This is a genomic window from Thermoactinomyces vulgaris (genome assembly GCF_005886755.1).
GTDB lineage: Bacteria > Bacillota > Bacilli > Thermoactinomycetales > Thermoactinomycetaceae > Thermoactinomyces > Thermoactinomyces vulgaris.
Map to the genome: position 1 here is coordinate 2,090,145 of NZ_CP039710.1, position 18,330 is coordinate 2,108,474.

General features: G+C 47.9%; 18 protein-coding genes, 2 tRNA genes and 1 other annotated feature. Of the genes, 1 reads left to right on the plus strand and 19 read right to left on the minus strand.

Going from position 1 to position 18,330, the window contains the following annotated elements; translation table 11 throughout:
* Nucleotides 1-32: 32 nt before the first annotated feature.
* The 3 genes from rplT to infC are packed head-to-tail and all read right to left on the minus strand — an operon-like array spanning nt 33 to nt 1,162.
* The gene (gene rplT, locus FA954_RS10640) at nt 33-386 is read right to left on the minus strand and encodes a 50S ribosomal protein L20 (RefSeq protein WP_037993413.1); all 354 of its coding nucleotides are present in this window, start codon (nt 384-386) and stop codon (nt 33-35) included.
* Between the two features lie 38 nt (nt 387-424).
* Nucleotides 425-622, minus strand: a complete 198-nt coding sequence (gene rpmI, locus FA954_RS10645; RefSeq protein WP_037993415.1) for a 50S ribosomal protein L35 — start codon at nt 620-622, stop codon at nt 425-427.
* A 15-nt stretch (nt 623-637) separates the two neighbouring features.
* Nucleotides 638-1,162 (minus strand): translation initiation factor IF-3, encoded by a 525-nt coding sequence (gene infC / locus FA954_RS10650; RefSeq protein WP_181732024.1) that lies wholly within the window; start codon nt 1,160-1,162, stop codon nt 638-640.
* Between the two features lie 16 nt (nt 1,163-1,178).
* Nucleotides 1,179-1,308: a sequence feature (ribosomal protein L20 leader region), on the minus strand.
* Nucleotides 1,309-1,516: 208 nt separating this feature from the next.
* Here infC and FA954_RS10655 point away from each other — a divergent pair.
* The gene (locus tag FA954_RS10655) at nt 1,517-2,065 is read left to right on the plus strand and encodes a DUF420 domain-containing protein (RefSeq protein WP_037993416.1); all 549 of its coding nucleotides are present in this window, start codon (nt 1,517-1,519) and stop codon (nt 2,063-2,065) included.
* A 40-nt stretch (nt 2,066-2,105) separates the two neighbouring features.
* Here FA954_RS10655 and thrS read toward each other — a convergent pair whose 3' ends face one another.
* From thrS to FA954_RS10735, 16 genes are all read right to left on the minus strand, one after another.
* Nucleotides 2,106-4,013 carry a threonine--tRNA ligase gene (gene thrS / locus FA954_RS10660; protein WP_175413204.1) on the minus strand — a complete coding sequence of 636 codons (1,908 nt, stop codon included), beginning with the start codon at nt 4,011-4,013 and terminating at the stop codon, nt 2,106-2,108.
* 333 nt (nt 4,014-4,346) lie between these two features.
* The gene (gene ytxC / locus FA954_RS10665) at nt 4,347-5,231 is read right to left on the minus strand and encodes a putative sporulation protein YtxC (RefSeq protein WP_062842875.1); all 885 of its coding nucleotides are present in this window, start codon (nt 5,229-5,231) and stop codon (nt 4,347-4,349) included.
* A 138-nt stretch (nt 5,232-5,369) separates the two neighbouring features.
* Nucleotides 5,370-6,002, minus strand: coding sequence for a metal-dependent hydrolase (locus FA954_RS10670; protein WP_049719795.1), 633 nt, complete (start codon nt 6,000-6,002; stop codon nt 5,370-5,372).
* 170 nt (nt 6,003-6,172) lie between these two features.
* Nucleotides 6,173-7,285 (minus strand): cyclic dehypoxanthinyl futalosine synthase, encoded by a 1,113-nt coding sequence (mqnC, locus tag FA954_RS10675; protein ID WP_037993418.1) that lies wholly within the window; start codon nt 7,283-7,285, stop codon nt 6,173-6,175.
* 159 nt (nt 7,286-7,444) lie between these two features.
* Nucleotides 7,445-7,534, minus strand: a tRNA-Leu gene (locus FA954_RS10680).
* Nucleotides 7,535-7,541: 7 nt separating this feature from the next.
* Nucleotides 7,542-7,617: transfer RNA gene (locus FA954_RS10685), tRNA-Phe, on the minus strand.
* Between the two features lie 111 nt (nt 7,618-7,728).
* Complete coding sequence (locus FA954_RS10690) at nt 7,729-9,183, minus strand: replication initiation and membrane attachment family protein (RefSeq protein ID WP_037993419.1); 1,455 nt, start codon at nt 9,181-9,183, stop codon at nt 7,729-7,731.
* 96 nt (nt 9,184-9,279) lie between these two features.
* Nucleotides 9,280-9,774 carry a transcriptional regulator NrdR gene (gene nrdR / locus FA954_RS10695; protein WP_037993421.1) on the minus strand — a complete coding sequence of 165 codons (495 nt, stop codon included), beginning with the start codon at nt 9,772-9,774 and terminating at the stop codon, nt 9,280-9,282.
* 136 nt (nt 9,775-9,910) lie between these two features.
* Nucleotides 9,911-10,393 (minus strand): glutathione peroxidase, encoded by a 483-nt coding sequence (locus tag FA954_RS10700; protein ID WP_037993423.1) that lies wholly within the window; start codon nt 10,391-10,393, stop codon nt 9,911-9,913.
* 218 nt (nt 10,394-10,611) lie between these two features.
* Nucleotides 10,612-11,634: a glyceraldehyde-3-phosphate dehydrogenase gene (locus tag FA954_RS10705; RefSeq protein WP_138615091.1), complete on the minus strand. Its 1,023-nt coding sequence runs from the start codon at nt 11,632-11,634 to the stop codon at nt 10,612-10,614.
* A 126-nt stretch (nt 11,635-11,760) separates the two neighbouring features.
* Complete coding sequence (locus FA954_RS10710; protein ID WP_049719793.1) at nt 11,761-12,399, minus strand: lytic transglycosylase domain-containing protein; 639 nt, start codon at nt 12,397-12,399, stop codon at nt 11,761-11,763.
* Entirely contained in the window at nt 12,369-12,965 is a 597-nt protein-coding gene (gene coaE / locus FA954_RS10715) for a dephospho-CoA kinase (protein ID WP_309485138.1), read from the minus strand. Before coaE ends, FA954_RS10710 begins: the two co-directional genes overlap by 31 nt.
* Before the next feature lie 23 nt (nt 12,966-12,988).
* A complete protein-coding gene (gene ytaF, locus FA954_RS10720) occupies nt 12,989-13,651 on the minus strand; it encodes a sporulation membrane protein YtaF (RefSeq protein ID WP_037993427.1) in 663 nt (220 codons plus the stop codon).
* Between the two features lie 63 nt (nt 13,652-13,714).
* On the minus strand, nt 13,715-14,539 hold the full coding sequence (mutM, locus tag FA954_RS10725; protein ID WP_037993430.1) for a DNA-formamidopyrimidine glycosylase: 825 nt from the start codon (nt 14,537-14,539) through the stop codon (nt 13,715-13,717).
* A gap of 12 nt (nt 14,540-14,551) precedes the next feature.
* Nucleotides 14,552-17,200 carry a DNA polymerase I gene (gene polA / locus FA954_RS10730; RefSeq protein ID WP_037993431.1) on the minus strand — a complete coding sequence of 883 codons (2,649 nt, stop codon included), beginning with the start codon at nt 17,198-17,200 and terminating at the stop codon, nt 14,552-14,554.
* A 246-nt stretch (nt 17,201-17,446) separates the two neighbouring features.
* Entirely contained in the window at nt 17,447-18,325 is an 879-nt protein-coding gene (locus tag FA954_RS10735; RefSeq protein WP_175413205.1) for a LacI family DNA-binding transcriptional regulator, read from the minus strand.
* Between the last annotated feature and the right edge of the window lie 5 nt (nt 18,326-18,330).

Genomic DNA, 18,330 nt, shown 5'->3' on the forward strand with positions numbered 1-18,330 from the left:
GGCATCCGGGGGTTTCTCCATCGATCAGTCCGTTATTTTGCGTTTTTGGCAACATTGACCAATTCAGCAAACGCTTTTTGGTCTGTCACGGCCAATTCCGCAAGAACTTTTCGGTTGATGTCCACGCCTGCCACTTTCAGACCATGGATAAATTTGTTATAAGAAATGCCGTTCATGCGTGCGGCCGCATTAATGCGTGTAATCCACAATTTACGGAAGTCACGCTTACGTTGACGGCGGTCACGGTATGCATACATCAACGATTTCATGACTTGTTGTTTTGCCGTACGGAACAACGCATGTTTGGAACCAAAATAACCTCTAGCCAATTTCAGTACCTTTTTGCGACGTGCACGCGTCACGGTACCACCTTTCACTCTTGCCACAATAAATCCCTCCTGAAGTCTCTTTCTTTAGGCGTTTCTTACAGATAGGAAATCAACTGTCTGATCCGTTTTTCATCACCGGAGTGCATGATTGCACTTTTACGCAATTTGCGTTTGCGCTTCGGGCTTTTTGCCTCAAACAAGTGGCTTGTATACGCATGGGAGCGTTTCACTTTGCCGGTTCCGGTTTTCTTAAAGCGCTTTGCCGCAGCTTTTTTGGTTTTCATTTTTGGCATAACATTGTCCTCCTTCTACTGTTTCGGTGCTAAAATCATGATCATCTGACGGCCTTCCAATTTCGGAGCCCGTTCGATTTCCGAAAGGTCTTCCACTTCCTTTGCCATCCGGTCCAAAATACTGCGTCCCAATTCCTGGTGAGTGATTTCCCGGCCGCGGAATCGAATGGTCAACTTCACTTTGTTTCCTTTTTTAAGGAATTTTTTCACATTGCTTAATTTGGTTTTGATGTCGTTCTCTTCAATCGTCGGGCTGAGGCGCACCTCTTTGATTTGAATCGTTTTTTGATTCTTGCGTGCTTCTTTTTCGCGTTTGCTTTGTTCGTAACGGTACTTTCCGTAATCCATGATACGGCAAACCGGCGGTTTTGCCTGCGGGGCAACATTCACGAGATCGAGATTGGCTTCTTGTGCAAGCTGCAAAGCCTCACGGATGGGTTTGATTCCCAATTGCGTACCGTCAACGCCGATCAGGCGAACTTCCCGAGCACGAATCGACTCATTGACTTGGTGCTGATGTTCCTTGCTGATACCTGCCACCTCCGGAAAAAAATTGAAAAATAAAAAAGTGTAAGCGCAGAAAACGCCCACACTTTGCTTCCAATATCCAACAGGAAAATCAGTTGCATCAGAACCTGCCAACTCCGCGTTGACCAGGTGAGAAGCGGGCGCTTCTTCTTGCATGACAAAAATATACTATCACAGAAATAAAACCCGTGTCAAACGTGACGCACGATTTCAAAACGGCCACTTTGAATATATTCTTTTCTCCGGGATCCGTCAAACGGAAAATAAAGGGAAAAGTTTTGTCCGTTTTGTCACCTTTTTTACAGGAGTTTGTCAGTAAAAAAATGTATACTGAAGTTGAGTTCATTGCAATGAAAGGGTGAAACCATGGCTGACCAAACCAGGCAAATTCCGGCGGACGAAAAGAAGACCACAGCATGGATCGTCGCATTGACCATCATCATCAATGCCATCATCGTCGTCCTCTTTTTCATGCCGAAATACCAAGGGTTCGATCATGTGGATTTAACGTTTTTGCCCATGTTAAACGCGATTTTCAACAGCTTTACGACGGTGTTCCTCATTACCGCATTATATTTCATCAAGAAAAAAAATATACGCATGCACCGTCGTTTTATCTTTGCCGCCTTTGGTTCGACTGCTCTTTTTTTGATCACTTATCTGGTTTATCATTCGTTGGCGCCTTCCACTTCTTACGGCGGCGAAGGGTGGATCAAAATCATATATTACTTCATCTTGATCACCCATATCGTTCTGGCCGCCCCCACCGTGTTTCTGGCCCTTTTCACGATGGTTCGCGGCCTGAAGATGCAGGTGGAAAGGCACCGGAAAATCGCACGCTGGACCATGCCGATTTGGCTGTATGTCAGCATCACCGGCGTGCTGGTGTATTTGATGATTTCCCCTTATTATTAAAAAAAGCACCCCTTCACCAAACGGGGTGCTTTTTTCATTGTCATTTTTTCTCTTTGATTTCGGACACCAATTGTTCTATCACTTCATCCAGCAGCTTGGCCCCGAGGTCTCCTTCGGTCCGCTTCCGGACAGCCACGGCGTCGGCATTCATTTCTTTTTCACCGATCACCAGCATGTAGGGAACTTTTTGCACCTGGGCTTCCCGGATTTTATAACCCACTTTTTCATCACGACCGTCCAGTTCCGCGCGAATTCCCGCATCCCGTAACCGGGCCGTCACTTGTTCAGCGTAGTCATTGAACGCGCGGGAAATCGGAATCACCTTGGCTTGAACCGGAGCCAGCCATAACGGGAAAGCACCGCCATAGTGCTCGACCAATATCCCGATAAAGCGGTCAATTGATCCGTAAATGGCTCGGTGAATCACCACCGGGCGATGCCGCTCATTGTCTTCCCCGACATAGGAGAGATCAAATTTCTCGGGCATTTGGAAATCCAATTGGATGGTGGCGCATTGATGGCTCCGCTTCAAAGCATCCCGGATATGGAAATCGATCTTCGGACCGTAAAACGCACCGTCCCCCTCATTGATCCGGTATTTGATGCCGGACTTATCCAACACGTTCTGCAGCGCGGATTCGGCTTTTTCCCACAGTTCGTCCGAACCCATTGAATCTTCGGGACGGGTGGAAAGCTCGATGGAATAGGGGAAACCAAAAGTGCTGTAAATCTGATCCACCAGTTGAAGCGCGGCGGTCACTTCTTCTTCGATCTGATCCGGCCGCACAAAGATATGTGCATCATCCTGGGTGAAAGTCCGGACCCGGAGCATGCCGTTTAAGGCTCCCGACAACTCGTGGCGATGCACTTGCCCGAATTCAGCCAGGCGAAGCGGCAAATCCCGGTATGAGCGGATATCATGTTTAAATATCAGCATATGTCCGGGACAGTTCATCGGTTTGACGGCAAAAGCGGATTCATCCACATTGGTGAAGTACATGTTTTCCTTGTAATGGTCCCAGTGTCCCGATTGTTCCCACAAGCGCTGGTTCATGATGAGCGGAGTGCGGACTTCTTTGTAACCGGCTTTGATTTGCAAATCACGCGAGTATTGTTCCAATTCATTGCGCAAAATCATCCCGTTCGGCAAATAAAACGGCATGCCGGGGGCTTCCTCCGAGAACATGTATAAGCCGAGTTCTCTTCCCAGTTTCCGGTGATCCCGCTTTTTCGCTTCTTCCAGGAAGTTCAGATGTTCCTCCAACTGGGATTGTTTCGGCCAGGCCGTCCCGTAAATCCTCTGCAACATCTGGTTGTCCGAATCCCCGCGCCAATAAGCTCCGGCAATGCTTAATAATTTAAACGCTTTAATCTTTCCGGTGGACGGCAAATGGGGACCGCGGCACAGATCAAAAAACTCGCCTTGATGATACATGGTGATCACTGCATCTTCCGGCAGGTCACGAATGATCTCCAATTTCAGATGATCCCCGGTTTCTTCATAAATCCGGATGGCTTCCTCCCGGGAAACGACTTTTCGCTCAATCGGCAAATTTTCTTTGACGATTTTTCTCATCTCTTCTTCGATCTTGGGCAGGTCCTCCGGCGTCAAACGAACCGGCAAATCCACGTCATAATAAAATCCGTCTTCAATCACCGGGCCGATCCCCAGTTTCACATCCGGATACAATCGTTTCAACGCCTGCGCCATCAAGTGAGCGGTGCTGTGGCGGTAAACTTCCAAGCCTTCCTCATCTTCCAAAGTCAGAACTTGGATTTCGGCACCGTCCGGCACTTCTCTGGACAAATCCACCACTTGGCCGTTGATTTTGCCGGCAACAGCCTTTTTGGACAAGCTCCGGCTGATGGAGTCGGCAATCTCCCCAACCGTGACGGACGATTCATACTCACGAACGGAACCGTCCGGGAATTTGACACTGATGCTCATTTCCATCTCTCCTTTTTTCATCTTCAATAAAAAAAGCCCCTCCCATAAAGGGACGAGCTGGTCGTCGCGGTTCCACCCTTTTTCAACCTGAAACAGCCGGACCAGGCTGTTCAAGGTTCTCTCATCTCAATAACGGCGAGTCCCGGCAACAATTACTGGCATCCAAGATGCGTTCCTTGTTGCAGCTCTGAGGTGGTAAGCATTTTCCGATTGGGTTATGGAGGCTTCCAGCCGCTGACCCCCACTCTCTGAAACCGTCGGAGATGCCCGTGTCCTCATCATTGCTTTCGGATAAAATTTGTTATGTATTATACTCATTCCGTCACGGGTTCGTCAAGCATCTTCCAAAAACGGCCGGGCGGAAGGCTGACATTGGCTGCAGCCGTCACAAGTCATCACTCTTCCTTCAAAAATTTGCATCAGGGTCTTGATCACATTTTCATCCGGACAGGTGGTATGAATGATGATTCGCTCCGGCGTCATGCTTAACAAAATGCTCATCAGGTGATCTTTTTGGGATGCCGTTTGATCGGCCATTTCCATAAAAACCGGCTCCAGGTCTTTGTCCAAAACCGGGGTGCCGTCCGATTTCAGCACATGAAATTGTTGGTTGTCATGGATGACATGCACCAGCCCGATTTTCGGGGGCCGGGACTCGATGAACATGCGCAACAATTCAATAAATTCATGGTATTGCCTTTTCAAACGGTAAGCTTGAATGGCTTCCTCCACACAAGCCATCAGCGTTTTCCGGTATGCCTTCAAGCGAAAGGAAACAAAACCGTCCAAAGCAATGTGATGATTTTCTTTCAAAAATCCGGTGATTTGTTTCTCCAATTTCTCCCGCCGGCTGCGGTATATCACCTGTTGGCATTCCCATGCGCTGGTCTCCAATTGCTCCAACACCTGCTGCTGAATCTGCCTGATTTCCTGCTTTGTGAAATAATGGTGACTGGATTGAATCATTTTGCTGATCCATTTCGGTTCCAGATGGTCACAAATGTAACGGGTCAGGATTTTGCCCACTTGCCATACAATCCGATCCCTTTGTTTCTCATCCATCCACTTTCTCAACCGGATGAGGATGACAAAACGTTCTCCCATCCCCATCTCTTTCATGTCAAAAACCGGGCAGACGGAGCGGATGCCCTCCCGCAAGTCTTGCAAACAGGAACGAAATGGCTCATCTCTCTGATCAAACGAAATCAGATATTTCAACCGTCTCCCCTCCCATCCACGGATATTCTCAGAACCACTTTCCATACCAATATATGTTGCAACCAATAACGGTATACAAAAAAACAAAAGGACCCACAAGAAATAAAAAAGACTTGGTCAAAAAACCAAGCCTTCTCTTCAGAACCATCCGGCCATTTTTACTTCGTTATAAAGAATCAGTCCGATCAAATAAACAAACCCCAGCGCAGCCAACAAAATGGACAGCCTTCCGATCAATTTTTCTTCGCTCCCGCCCGTTTTCACTTTGATTCCAAAAGCTTTCATTGAAAATTTCTTTTTATAAGGCCACAAATAAGGAACACCCGCACTGGTTAACGTATCTGCAAAAAGATGGGACAAATAACCGACCAACACCGGTACGGACATCCACGGTTGAATCGTGTAAAACATCCAAGTAACATAAGCGCAGGTAAGAATCGAATGGGTAACCGACCGGTGAGGGGCATAAGCGACGCCGGCGGCAAAAACCCCCATCAGTAACACCCAAAGAGGCAGGCTTTTGATGAAAAACAACAGAATCATGACCAATCCCAAAGCCGCCAGCGCAAATGACCGGTAGGTCCTGCTCAGCGAAGGAAACAAAAAGTTGTTGATCAGGCTGCCGTCTTCATCGATGTCCGGGAGCAAAGAAGCAATTCCCGCCAAAACAATGGTTAAAGCAAGTTCTCCTACATCATCCGTATTTCCGGAGGCCACGGCCAGTCCGACACCCGATGCCACGCCGATGGCAAAATGTGTTTTTCCTGTCAAACCCTCTCCTCCTATCTCTCTGTATCTGAGGGCAAATGAAGGATTTGCCATAAGAAAACCTTTTTGATCACATATTTAAAATAGCAAATATATAAAGTAAAATCTATTTATTTTCTTAAATTATAAAATGACACCCCGGTACCGGAGTGCCATTGCATCCAAAACCCCAATCAGTTTTGCATCACGAAATCCTTTTCGGTATACTCTCCCTCTTGAAAAACACGCAAGATCTCATATTTCGTGTTCCGTTGCGCCGGAATTTTCCCGGCTTCCCGGATCAGGCGCAAAATGAGATGGTTGTTTACTTTATGAGTGGTGCCGGCAGCCGAAACCACATTTTCTTCGATCATGGTGCTTCCAAAGTCATTGCAGCCGAAGTGCAGTGATTTTTTCCCGATTTCCGGTCCCATGGTTACCCAGGAGGATTGGAGATTAGGGATATTATCCAGCATCAAACGGGCGATCGCCACCGCTTTCAAATATTCTTCAGGCGGCAATTTTTCCCGTTTCAAATTGGTGTTGTCCGGCTGGAACGTCCATACGATGAAAGCGAGGAAACCTTTCGTCTCGTCTTGGGCCTGCCGGATCCGGAGCAAATGATTCACCCGGTGTTCATTCGTTTCGCCAAAACCGATCACCATGGTTGCCGTGGTATGCATCCCCACGCGATGGGCCGTTTGCATGACATCCATCCAGTCCCGCCAAGAACCTTTCAACCGGCTGATTTTCCGGCGAATTTCATCATCCAGGATTTCCGCTCCGCCACCAGGCAGGGAATCCAACCCCGCTTCATGCAACCGGCGGACCACCTCTTCCAGGGAAAGGCCGGAAACTTCTTTCATTTTCAGGATTTCAGCGGGCGAAAAAGAATGCATGGTGATATCGGGAAAGCGTTTTTTAATTTCCCGTAACAGATTCGTATAATATTCAAACGGCAAATCCGGATTGGTGCCGCCTTGCATCAGAATTTCCGTCCCGCCCACATCCACGGTTTCCTGGATTTTTTGGAAGATCACTTCATTCGGCAGGACATATCCTTCTTCCGACCCCGGCCGGCGGTAAAACGCACAAAACCGGCAATACGTATCACAGATATTGGTATAATTGATATTGCGACCGATGACAAACGTTGTGATCGGCTCCGGATGCCATTTTTTCATGATCTGGTCCGCTGCCCATCCCATTTTTTCTATCTCATCACTTTCCCACAGAGCCAACCCGTCTTCAAACCCCAGGCGTTCTCCGGCAAGCGCCCTTTCGATTATGGAATCAATCTTCGACATATCTATTCAACCTCCTAAAGAGTCAGATCGACCGCCAACCCAATCATGTCCATCGTATCACAAATCAAAACGGATGGGGCGGGAATACTGCACAAAAAATCCTCCTGTTTTCAGGCGATGTGAATTCACCCATTGAAAACAGGAGGATTTTTTTTGTTATGGTGCCGAGGGTCGGACTCGAACCGACACGGTGGTACACCCACCGCAGGATTTTAAGTCCTGTGCGTCTGCCAATTCCGCCACCCCGGCAAAAAAATGGTGGTTCGGGACGGAATCGAACCGCCGACACGAGGATTTTCAGTCCTCTGCTCTACCGACTGAGCTACCGAACCTTATGTAACAAATTGTTGGCGACAAATGATATTATATCATGCAAGCATCAAACATGCAAGATGAATCAGGAAATTTTTTTCTTCTGACACCCCCTGCAACCATTCGTTGATTCAGGGGGTGTTTTTTTTCTCCTTGTTGCCGGCCACAAAGCGCTCATTCATCAACCGAAGTTTCGCGCGAATCTGTTCCTGCTGGTCAGCCCATTCATCTTTTGCCTCTTGTTCGGATTTTGACCGTTTGGATTGTTCCATTTGCATTTGCAACGTCCGGGGCAATGCTTCCGGCTTGTTGCGGGGACTTTTCGGATGGAAAGAACGCGGCTGCTGCTTTTTCCTTTTCGTTTCCCATTCTTCTTTTTTCGCCTGCTCCACGGCCTCTTCCACCGTGGAAATCCCCAGCCGCTTCCAATGGCCCGCAATTTTTTCCACCAAATTCCGCGGCAGTTTATAATCATATTTCAACAAGACATATTCCAAGAGCACATTGACAACCCCCGGCGGCAATCCGTAATGGCGAATCAACGACTCCACGATTTCCACATCGCTGGCCGGGATTCGCCCGCCTTTCTGGTAAAATGCCAAAAGTTGCATGGGGGAAATTTGCGCCAACTGCCGAATGTGCTTTTCTTCTTCGGAAAGCGGCTTATCCGGATCCGTCGGCATCTTTTTCTCCTCTTTTGCCTGTTCCGCATCCGCCTTCTTGGCCACCACGGGCGTGCTGCCAAACTGCATGCAATATTCACTTCGGACAAAAGAACGCAAGCGGTCCAGACGGATTTGCCCGTGACTGGTCACATAAGGATTCTGCAACGCTTTTAAAATCGCCCATTCATCCAGCTGATACAAAAAACCAAGCTCTCTGATTTCTTGTTTTAAATCCTCCGTCCAAACATCTTTTCCCAATAAATGCGCCAAGCGCAACTCCAGCATGGAAAAATCAATGTCCTGCTTAAAATCCGGCCTTTTTCCCTGATGCAGGCTTTCGTCGATTTTGGCCACCGGCACGGTCATTTCTTTTTCCCGTTCAGCTTGTTTGGCCAGTTCTGCCGGCGAAATGCTGTCAAACACATCCTGAAACGAGCGGGTGATGTTTTTCTTTTTTTCTTCCTTCCGGCCAGGTTGAAAACGGGTGTCCCCGGTCAGCCAGTCTTTTAATGCAATGTACCTTTCTTTGCCCAATGAGTTGTAAAGCGTGACACTTAAAATATCACTTTGAAAAAACTTTGCCGGCGTCAGTGGGGGAAGCATTTCGTATTCATAATAAACATGATCTTCTTCCTCTTCGATCTCATACGTATTGATCAGTCCGACACCTTCCAGCAAATGTCTGGCTTCCAACAGTTGATCAAACGTAAAAGAACATAATTGCAATAAATACGAATGAGCATACAACTTGGAAACACCGGCACGGTGAAGGGGAACTTGACAGGCCAGCGTCATGTATAATGAGATGGCAGAAGCTCCGACAATGGGTTGATACAGATGAATCAGCCCAATGAGATCTGCTTGATGGATCGGACGATGGGTGCGGCAACGCCAACCCGCGTCTTTCCAAAACATAGCCATGGTTTGGCCTCCTCTGCACTTCGCATTCGCTAGCATTGGAATATCATTGTAACATAAGAGCCTGCCGGATCATCAAATCCCATTTACCACCAATTCTTACTCAGACCCTTGTTTTTTTTCTTTATCAAAGGCCATTTGCGACCGTTGCAGCAGTTCTTCCAATTCATTGACAAAAACGTTGATGTCTTTAAATTGCCGGTAGACCGAGGCAAACCGCACATACGAAACTTCATCAATGTCAACCAGCCGCTCCATCACCATTTCACCGATTTCTTTGGACGGAACTTCTGCCGCTCCGCCTTGACGCAACTTTCTTTCAATATCCACGACAAGGTCTTCCAGCTTGGCCAACGGAACCGGCCTTTTTTCGCAGGCACGAATCAGGCCGCGAAGCAGCTTTTCCCGGCTGAATTCTTCGCGGCTCCCGTCTTTTTTGATCACGATGAGCGGTTGTTCTTCAATCATTTCAAAAGTGGTGAAGCGCTGTTCGCACTTTTCGCATTCCCTGCGCCGGCGAATCGCCCTTCCTTCATGAACCGGGCGGGAGTCCAGGACACGGCTGCCATGATTTCCGCAAAACGGGCATCTCAACGTTTCATCATCTCCTCCTGACTTCGTCTGCTTTTGCGTCTCTGTGCGAACCACCCTCATTCTGAGCGCAAATGTCATATTTCCATTTTAAATATTTGTTGACAGGATTCAACCCATATTTGTCACCGGTCCGGACTCACTTCTGATCCAACAAGGCTTCGATCCGGGGGGCAATCTTCTTGGGCGAGGTGGTCGGAGCAAAGCGTTTGACCACATTTCCTTGCCGGTCAACCAGGAATTTGGTGAAGTTCCATTTGATCTCTTTGTTTAACAATCCTTGTGCCGATTGGGTCAGGTATTTGAAAAGCGGATGTTGATTTTCCCCCTTCACATCCACTTTTTGAAACAAGGGAAAGGTGACGCGGTAGTTTATTTCGCAAAAATTGCGGATTTCTTCGTCCGTTCCCGGTTCTTGGTTTCCAAATTGGTTGCACGGGAAGCCCAGCACATAGAAGCCGCGGCTGTGGTATTTTTCATACAGTTCTTGCAACTCTTTGAATTGCGGGGCAAATCCGCACCGGCTCGCCGTATTGACGATCAACAGGACGTTCCCTTCATATTCTCCAAGAGATTGTTCCTTCCCTTGATTGGTTACAGCGGTATATTCATAAACACTCATGGTTCAACCTTCCTTTCAAGGATCATGTCACAGCTTCAGCGGCGTTCATCAGACCTTGTAAGCTGTTACAAATTTATTTTCCCAAAAGTGAAAAACCCTAAATAGAGAACATACATTCTATTTGTTTCATTAAATAAACAATCCGTCGAACGCCCGGCAAAAACATCCTATAAAAGGAAAAAGCTTGCAGAATCATTTTCCACAAGCTTTTCATCCCGTCACACTGTCACTTTCGTGTTCATTTTTTCCCCGACATATTTGGCCAAGTCGACGACACGGCAGGAATATCCCCACTCATTGTCATACCAGGCCAGGATTTTCACTTGCCGGTTGCCCATGACCATGGTCGACAAGGCATCCACAATGGATGAATGTTCGTTTCCGTTGAAATCGGAAGAAACCAGCGGCGCTTCACAAACATCCAAAATCCCTTTGAAACGGGTTTGGGCTGCATGTTTCAACGCTTGGTTGACCTCTTCTTTGGTCACCGGTTTTTCCGTATCCACCACCAAATCAATGACCGAAACGTTCGGCGTGGGAACCCGAAGGGCAAATCCGTTCAACTTCCCTTGCAGTTCGGGAATCACCAACCCCAATGCTTTGGCCGCCCCGGTTTTGGTCGGAATGATGGATTGCGCACAAGCACGGGCCCTGCGCAAATCTTTATGCGGATTATCCAGGTTCTTCTGGTCATTGGTGTACGCGTGAACCGTGGTCATCAACCCGTGGACAATCCCGAACGATTCATGCAACACTTTGGCCACCGGTGCCAAGCCGTTGGTGGTGCAGGATGCATTCGAAATAATGTGATGCCGGTCCGGATCGTAATCGCTTTCATTAACTCCCATGACAACCGTGATATCCTCATCTTTTCCGGGAGCGGTGATCACCACTTTTTTGGCGCCGGCGTTCAAATGTTTTTGCGCCCCTTCGCGGTCCCGGAATTTTCCCGTCGCTTCTACCACAATGTCAATATCCAATTCGCGCCAGGGCAACTCTTCGGGATTGCGGTTGGAAACCAGACGGACTTTATGTCCATCGACACGAAAACCGTGATCGGATACCGTCACATCTTTATGATATAACCCGTGAATTGTGTCATACTTAATCAAATGCGCCAAGGTTTCAGCCGGATAGCTCGCATTCACGGCAACCACTTCGATTCCCGGAACTTCCATAGCTTTGCGGAAAACCATTCTTCCAATGCGCCCAAATCCGTTAATTGCGATACGAACTGCCATAATGGTATACCCCTTCCCATTTGTCACACGCTAATATTCACTTTTATTATAATAAGTATGTCACATTTTGCAACCAGCAGAAACAAAAAAACCTGTTCCCGTACAGGAACAGGTTTCAAACCGTATTCATTTTTCTTGTTTTCTTTTGTATTCCTCGAATTCCCCTTGGTACAATTGTTTGTACTTCTCATAATAATAACTGACCCTGGTCACATAATGGCGGGTCTCCCCGAAATTCTCCGGAATTTGTGTGACATTTTGCCGTGTGCCGTCCCAAACCCCTTGCTCCAACCATTTGTCGACACGGCCATGACCGGCATTGTAAGCGGCCATGACCGCCACTTTATTTCCTTTATACCGTTCGGTCAAGTAAGCAATATACCAGCTTCCCAATTGTATGTTGATAGCCGGGTCATACACGTAATCTTTCAACGCTGGTGAAAAGTTTCCGTTTTTGATGATAAAATCCGCAGTATCCGGCATAATTTGCATCAAACCCTGTGCCCCGACATGCGATTCCCTTTTCGGTTGAAACTTGGTTTCCACCCGGATAATCGCCATGATCAAAAAGGGATCGGCGTTGGTTTCAATCGCACTGTTAAAAATATATTCTTCATATTTCAACGGATAGATCATCATGTTAAAAAGCGGGATGGCCACGATGACAAACACCAGCAACAGGATTAAGGCGATCATGATCGTGCGCTTGGGAGGCAGTGCATCCACTGCCGGCTTTACCCACTTTTTGAGATTAGTTGTTTCCATAACTGATCAACCTGTCTTTCCGTCTCTGACAAAGTTCCCCGATTGTCAATCACATAATCGGCATGCTTCTTTTTCTCTTCGATATCCATCTGTGCGAGAATCCGTTTTTCCGCTTCCTCTCTGGAAAGTGCGTTTCGTTTCATTAATCGTTCCAATTGGATTTCTTTCGGTGTATATACTAAAATAACGGCTTCCACCCATTGCGTCAAATTCCCTTCAATCAGCAACGGGACATCCCAAATCAACAAATCCGGATCTTTCTCTTTTTTTATTTTTTCCGTTTTGTCACGCATGGAATCCACGATCAACGGATGCAACAACCGATTCAACTTTTCCCGTTCGGCAGGGTTATGAAAAATTCTTGCTCCCAACCGTTCGCGATTCAGTTTCCCTTCATCATCCAGTATTCCGGGGCCGAATTCCCGGGCAATCCGCTCCAACCCTTCGGTTCCCGGCTCAACCACTTCGCGGGCAATTTGGTCTGCATCGATGATTTCCGCTCCCTTTCGGCGAAACATCTCTGAAACCGTGCTTTTTCCGGTTGCGATGCTTCCCGTCAATCCCACCAACAACGTCCTTCACCACCTTTTCACATGAATCGCATCACTCCGAGCAAAATCAAAATAACCCCCGGCATATATGCCCAGAAACGATTTTTTAAGTTCTTGGCACAGGAAAACCCGATCCACATCCCCAACCGTAAAAACAAGGCACTCATCAAAGCAATCAAAAAGGCTGTGGGAACAGGCGGGAACCCCATCATCGCCGCCCCGATGCCGGCGCCAAAAGCATCCAGGGACAAAGCCGTTCCCAACAAAAACGCTTCGGCGGAAGAAATCGATCCGGAATTATCCATATCTGCCATCACGGGGGTTTTTAACACCTTGACCACCAAGCCAAGGCGTTTGATTTGAAAGGTCCAGGTTTTTATCGATAAACAGGATGGACTCTGCGAACGGATTTCATCCTCATTCGTTTCTTTTAAATTCTTTTCCCCCTGCAAAATGATCCACAAGCCGAGGACGATCAATAAAACGGCTCCGAGTGCTTGGGTAAATACGGGGGAAAACAAAGCAGAAAAAAATTTCCCCATGCACATCCCCATGTATAGCACGGCGCCTGAGCATCCGGCAATGATGACGGTAGATACCAGGGGGATACGAATTTTTCTCAGCCCATAGGTTGTTCCCACTCCAAAACTGTCCAAACTGACCGCAAAAGCCAACGCGATGATCAACCAACCATGCAACATCACTGATCCCCCTCATAAGATAGGCATTTGTTACCCTATCTTATGAAGGAACCATCCATGAGGTCACCGTTGGCAATGGGAACACACATGCGTTCCCCGCCCGGCCACAACCATCCGTTCAATCGGCCTTCCGCATTTGGGACAAGGTTCATGTTTCCGGCCATAAACCTGGATTCTCAACTGGAACATTCCCATTTCGCCTTCCCCGTTCAAATAAGAACGGACGGAAGACCCTCCCAGTTCAATGGCTTCTTTCAGGGTTTGTTGAATGCTGTGGTACAAACGTTCCACTTCTTCTTCCTTTAATGACGAAGCCGTCCGGGTCGGATGAATCGCCGCCCGGAACAAAGACTCGTCCACATAAATATTTCCAAGCCCCGCGATATATTCCTGATTTAAAAGAACCGCTTTGATATTGGTTTTCCGTTTGGCGAGCAACGCCTGAAACCAGGAAAGCTGAAACTCATCCGTAAGCGGCTCCGGCCCCAGTTTCTTCAACGGCAACTGCTCATCTTCTTCCCCGTATGGAAACAAGTGCATGGTGCCAAATTGCCGCACATCCCGGTAGCGGAGCTCGGTACCGTCCGTAAAGTGAAAGATGACATGGGTATGCTTCTCGCAAGGCTCCCCTTGTTCCGCCAGACGATACTTTCCTTCCATGCGCAGATGAGAAACCAGCACCAGCGGATCGCAGACGATTTTCAAAAACTTTCCCCGCCGGCCGATCCCGATGATGGTTGTCCCGGCCAACATGCGCCGAAAGGCCTCTGTGTCATCCGGACGTTTGATAATTCTGGGCAAACGGACCGTCACATCTTCGATCTGTTTGCCGATGACCAATTTTTGCAAAGTTTTTCTGACTGTTTCAACCTCAGGTAATTCCGGCAATCGTTTCTCCTCCTATTTTGCTTCGTACCAGTTGCTCCCGACACTCACTTGCACTTTCAGTGGAACCGATAACCGGACAGCTTGTTCCATCGTATTCTGAACCAACTCTTTCATGACCGTCAATTCTTCTTCGGGAACTTCAAAGATCAATTCGTCATGCACTTGCAAAAGCAACCGGCTTTTCAACCCTTTTTCACGCATCAACCGGTCCACTTTCACCATCGCATGCTTGATGATATCCGCCGCCGTTCCCTGAATCGGAGTGTTCATGGCCGTCCGTTCGGCAAAACTTCTTTCCCCGAAGTTGCGGGCATTGATTTTGGGCAAATAACGGCGCCGGCCCAACATGGTGGTGACATAACCTTCTTTTTTGGCCTTTTCAATCGTGCTGTCCATATACTGCTTGATACCGGGATACGTTTCAAAATAACGCTCAATAAACAACTTGGCCTCTTTTTGCGGAATATCCAGCCCTTGAGCCAGGCCGTATCCGCTGATGCCGTACACAATGCCAAAGTTGACGGCTTTGGCTTGTCTCCGCATTTGATCCGTCACTTCATCTTCCCTGACCCCGAAAACATCCATGGCTGTTTGGGCGTGCACATCTTTATCTTCTTTGAATGCTTTTTGCAAATTTTGGTCTTCTGACAAATGGGCAAGGACTCTCAGTTCAATCTGGGAATAATCCGCAGACAGCATGTACCATCCTGTTTGAGAAGGGACAAAGACCTGGCGGATTTTTCTGCCTTCCTCCATCCGGATCGGGATGTTTTGCAGGTTCGGCTCGGTCGAACTCAACCGGCCGGTGGCCGTAACCGTTTGTTGAAATTGGGTATGGATTTTTCCATCCGGCCCAATCTCTTTTTTTAATCCTTCTATATAAGTAGAATACAATTTTCCAACCTGGCGATAATGTAAAATTTTCTCGACAATTTCATGTTGCGGAGCCAATTTTTCCAAAACATCCGCACTGGTTGAATAGCCGGTTTTCGTTTTTTTGATCACGGGAAGCCCCAATTTTTCAAACAAGATTTCCCCCAGCTGTTTGGGAGAATTGATATTAAACGGCACACCTGCAATGTCATGGATTTCTTCCTGCAACCGGTCCATTGACGCCTTCAATTCCCGGCCCAGCTCATCCAACCGTTCATGGTCCACCCGGACGCCCCTTTGTTCCATGTCAGACAAAATGGAGGAAAGCGGCAGTTCCATTTCATACATAAGCGCATCCAATTTGGCTTCTTGCACTTGCTCTTTCAACAACGGGGTGAGTCTGTGAACAAACCGGGCTTTCCGCGATAGGTGTTCTGCCAGCTCATCCCCTTCCAATTGACGGCGTTTGACTCCTTTTCCATACACCTCTTCATCCGGCGGCAAATACCCTTCCCCACGCCGCTCAACGATATCAGACAAAGCCGGATGCGAATCAGACGGATCGAGCAAATAAGCCGCCAACAGCACATCAAAAGCCATCCCGTCCACCTGAAGTCCGGCATGTTGTTGAAAGGCGGTTTGAATCGTTTTGGCATCGTAGACAAATTTCGTCTTTTTTGAATCGGAAAGCCAATCGCGAACCATTTGATTTTCCCTCACCAACCCGGCCGGCAAAACCAGCTGGGTTTCACCGTCGGAAACCGCCATGGCCAGAAATTCCCCTTTGATCGGATGCGGTTCGGTCATTTCAACCACGAGCGCCTTATCCCCTTTGGAAAAAAAGGACTCCCACGGGCCGAGCGCTTCACCAGTTTCAATCCGGTGATAAGAAATGCTTTTCAAATCCCGGTCATCCTTCCGTCCTTCTTGCGGGGACAAGCGGGAAAGCAACGTGTTAAACGACAGCTTCTTAAATAACGAAACGATTTTTTCTTCATCCCGCTCTTTCAAAGCCAGATCATCCAATTCCAGGGACAAGGGAACATCGGTAAAGATGGTCGCCAGCTTCTTGCTCAACAGCGCCTGCGCTTGATGTTCTTTCACTTTTTCGCGCAATTTTTTCCCCGGCAACTCATCGGCGTGTTCGATCACTTCTTCCACCGACGGATAGAGACGGAGCAATTTGAGAGCTGTCTTTTCCCCGACCCCCGGAATTCCCGGGATATTGTCCGAAGTATCCCCCATCAAGCCTTTGAGGTCGATGATTTGTTCCGGTTTTAATCCGTATTTCCCGTCGATCGCCTTTCTGTCATAGTGCTCCACTTCCGTGATGCCTTTTCGGGTCAACAACACATGCACCCGGTCATTCACCAGTTGCAGCAAATCTTTATCCCCGCTGACAATCCGGATATCCAGGTCTTTGCGGTCACACGTTTTGGAAAGCGTCCCGATAATGTCATCCGCTTCATAGCCGCTTTCCTCGAAGTAAGGAATTTGAAAAGCATCCAAAACCTCTTTAATGAGGGGAAATTGCTCCCTCAGCTCGTTCGGCGTTTCTTTTCGCGTTCCTTTGTATTCCTGAAAATCTTTGTGCCGGAATGTGGTTTTCCCGGCATCAAACGCCACCAGCATGTGGGTCGGCTTTTCGTCTTCCAGGATTTTCATGAGCATCATGGTAAAGCCGTACACCGCATTGGTATATTGCCCGCTGGCATTGGATAAAAGCGGCAACGCATAGTAAGCCCGGTACGCGATGCTGTTGCCGTCGATCAAAATCAATTTACCCACGCTATCTTCACACCTTTTCCCATCACGTTTTCAAACATAAACCTATTGTAACATGTCCAAAATTCCTCCTTCCAGTCAATTGGTAACAATATGCGAACAAACGATCTGGATCTGCGCCTTTTGGGAAAGGATTCCACAAAAAAGAAGGGTCGGCAACACCCCTTTCCGTTTGTTTGTCCGGCTTTTTCCCTTTTAATCAACTATTCCGCCCGGCAACGCCCCCGTGCTGATCCGGCTCCGGCGGCTTCACATCGCCGGGATTTTGCCCGTTGTTTCCCGGATGATCAATTCCGGGTTATACAAAATGCGTTGGCTTTGAAACCGGCCTGTTTGGATTTTGTCGATCAACAAATCCACCGCCGAATTTCCCAGTTCGGAGATCGGTTGGACCACCGTGGTCAGACACGGATAGGTGGCCCTTGCCAGAATGGTGTCATCAAAGCCGACCAAAGACAGCTGACCGGGAATGGGGATTCCTTTTTCTTTGGCCCCCAAAATCACGCCGATGGCCAACTGGTCATTGCAGGCAAAAATGGCGGTCGGCGGATCCGGCAAGCGGAAGAAGTCGTCCAAGGCTTTCATCCCGTTGGGAATCGAACCCCTGGTTTTGATCATATACTTCGGTTTCGGTTCAATGCCGTAAGTTTTAAGGGCTTGCAAATATCCTTCCGTCCGTTTCACGCTGGAAAGGGCCCATTGCTCACTGATGATGGCAATTTTCCGGTGCCCGTTTTGCAAATGGTGCATGGTTGCTTCATAGCCGTCTTTAAAATCATCCACAATCACTTTCGGTGCATCGATGGACGGGTCATCCTGCGTCAGCAACACCACCGGCAACCGATTTTGGATCAATTCGGCCAGGATTTTATTATTTTGGAATGTGGAACCGATGATAAAACCATCGATCAGTTTGTTTTGTAACAGTTCCACATACTTCGTTTCTTTTTCTTCATTTTCACCGGTACTGCACAAAATCACACTGTAGCCCCGTTCATGCGCCCGGTTTTCAATGATTCCGGCGATTTCCGAGAAAAAGGGATTGGATATATCCGGCACCAACAACCCCACTGTTTTCGTCCCTTTTCCCATGAGTGCCGAAGCCATGATGTTCGGATGATAATTCAACTCTT

Bases quoted from the DNA above. Each gene is read 5' to 3' on its own strand.
- FA954_RS10710 (WP_049719793.1), bottom strand. From the start codon at position 12,399: ATGGAAACAACTAATCTCAAAAAGTGGGTAAAGCCGGCAGTGGATGCA.
- FA954_RS10655 (WP_037993416.1), top strand. From the start codon at position 1,517: ATGGCTGACCAAACCAGGCAAATTCCGGCGGACGAAAAGAAGACCACA.
- thrS (WP_175413204.1), bottom strand. From the start codon at position 4,013: ATGAGCATCAGTGTCAAATTCCCGGACGGTTCCGTTCGTGAGTATGAA.
- ytaF (WP_037993427.1), bottom strand. From the start codon at position 13,651: ATGTTGCATGGTTGGTTGATCATCGCGTTGGCTTTTGCGGTCAGTTTG.
- FA954_RS10700 (WP_037993423.1), bottom strand. From the start codon at position 10,393: ATGAGTGTTTATGAATATACCGCTGTAACCAATCAAGGGAAGGAACAA.
- rpmI (WP_037993415.1), bottom strand. From the start codon at position 622: ATGCCAAAAATGAAAACCAAAAAAGCTGCGGCAAAGCGCTTTAAGAAA.
- FA954_RS10690 (WP_037993419.1), bottom strand. From the start codon at position 9,183: ATGGCTATGTTTTGGAAAGACGCGGGTTGGCGTTGCCGCACCCATCGT.
- FA954_RS10705 (WP_138615091.1), bottom strand. From the start codon at position 11,634: ATGGCAGTTCGTATCGCAATTAACGGATTTGGGCGCATTGGAAGAATG.
- mqnC (WP_037993418.1), bottom strand. From the start codon at position 7,285: ATGTCGAAGATTGATTCCATAATCGAAAGGGCGCTTGCCGGAGAACGC.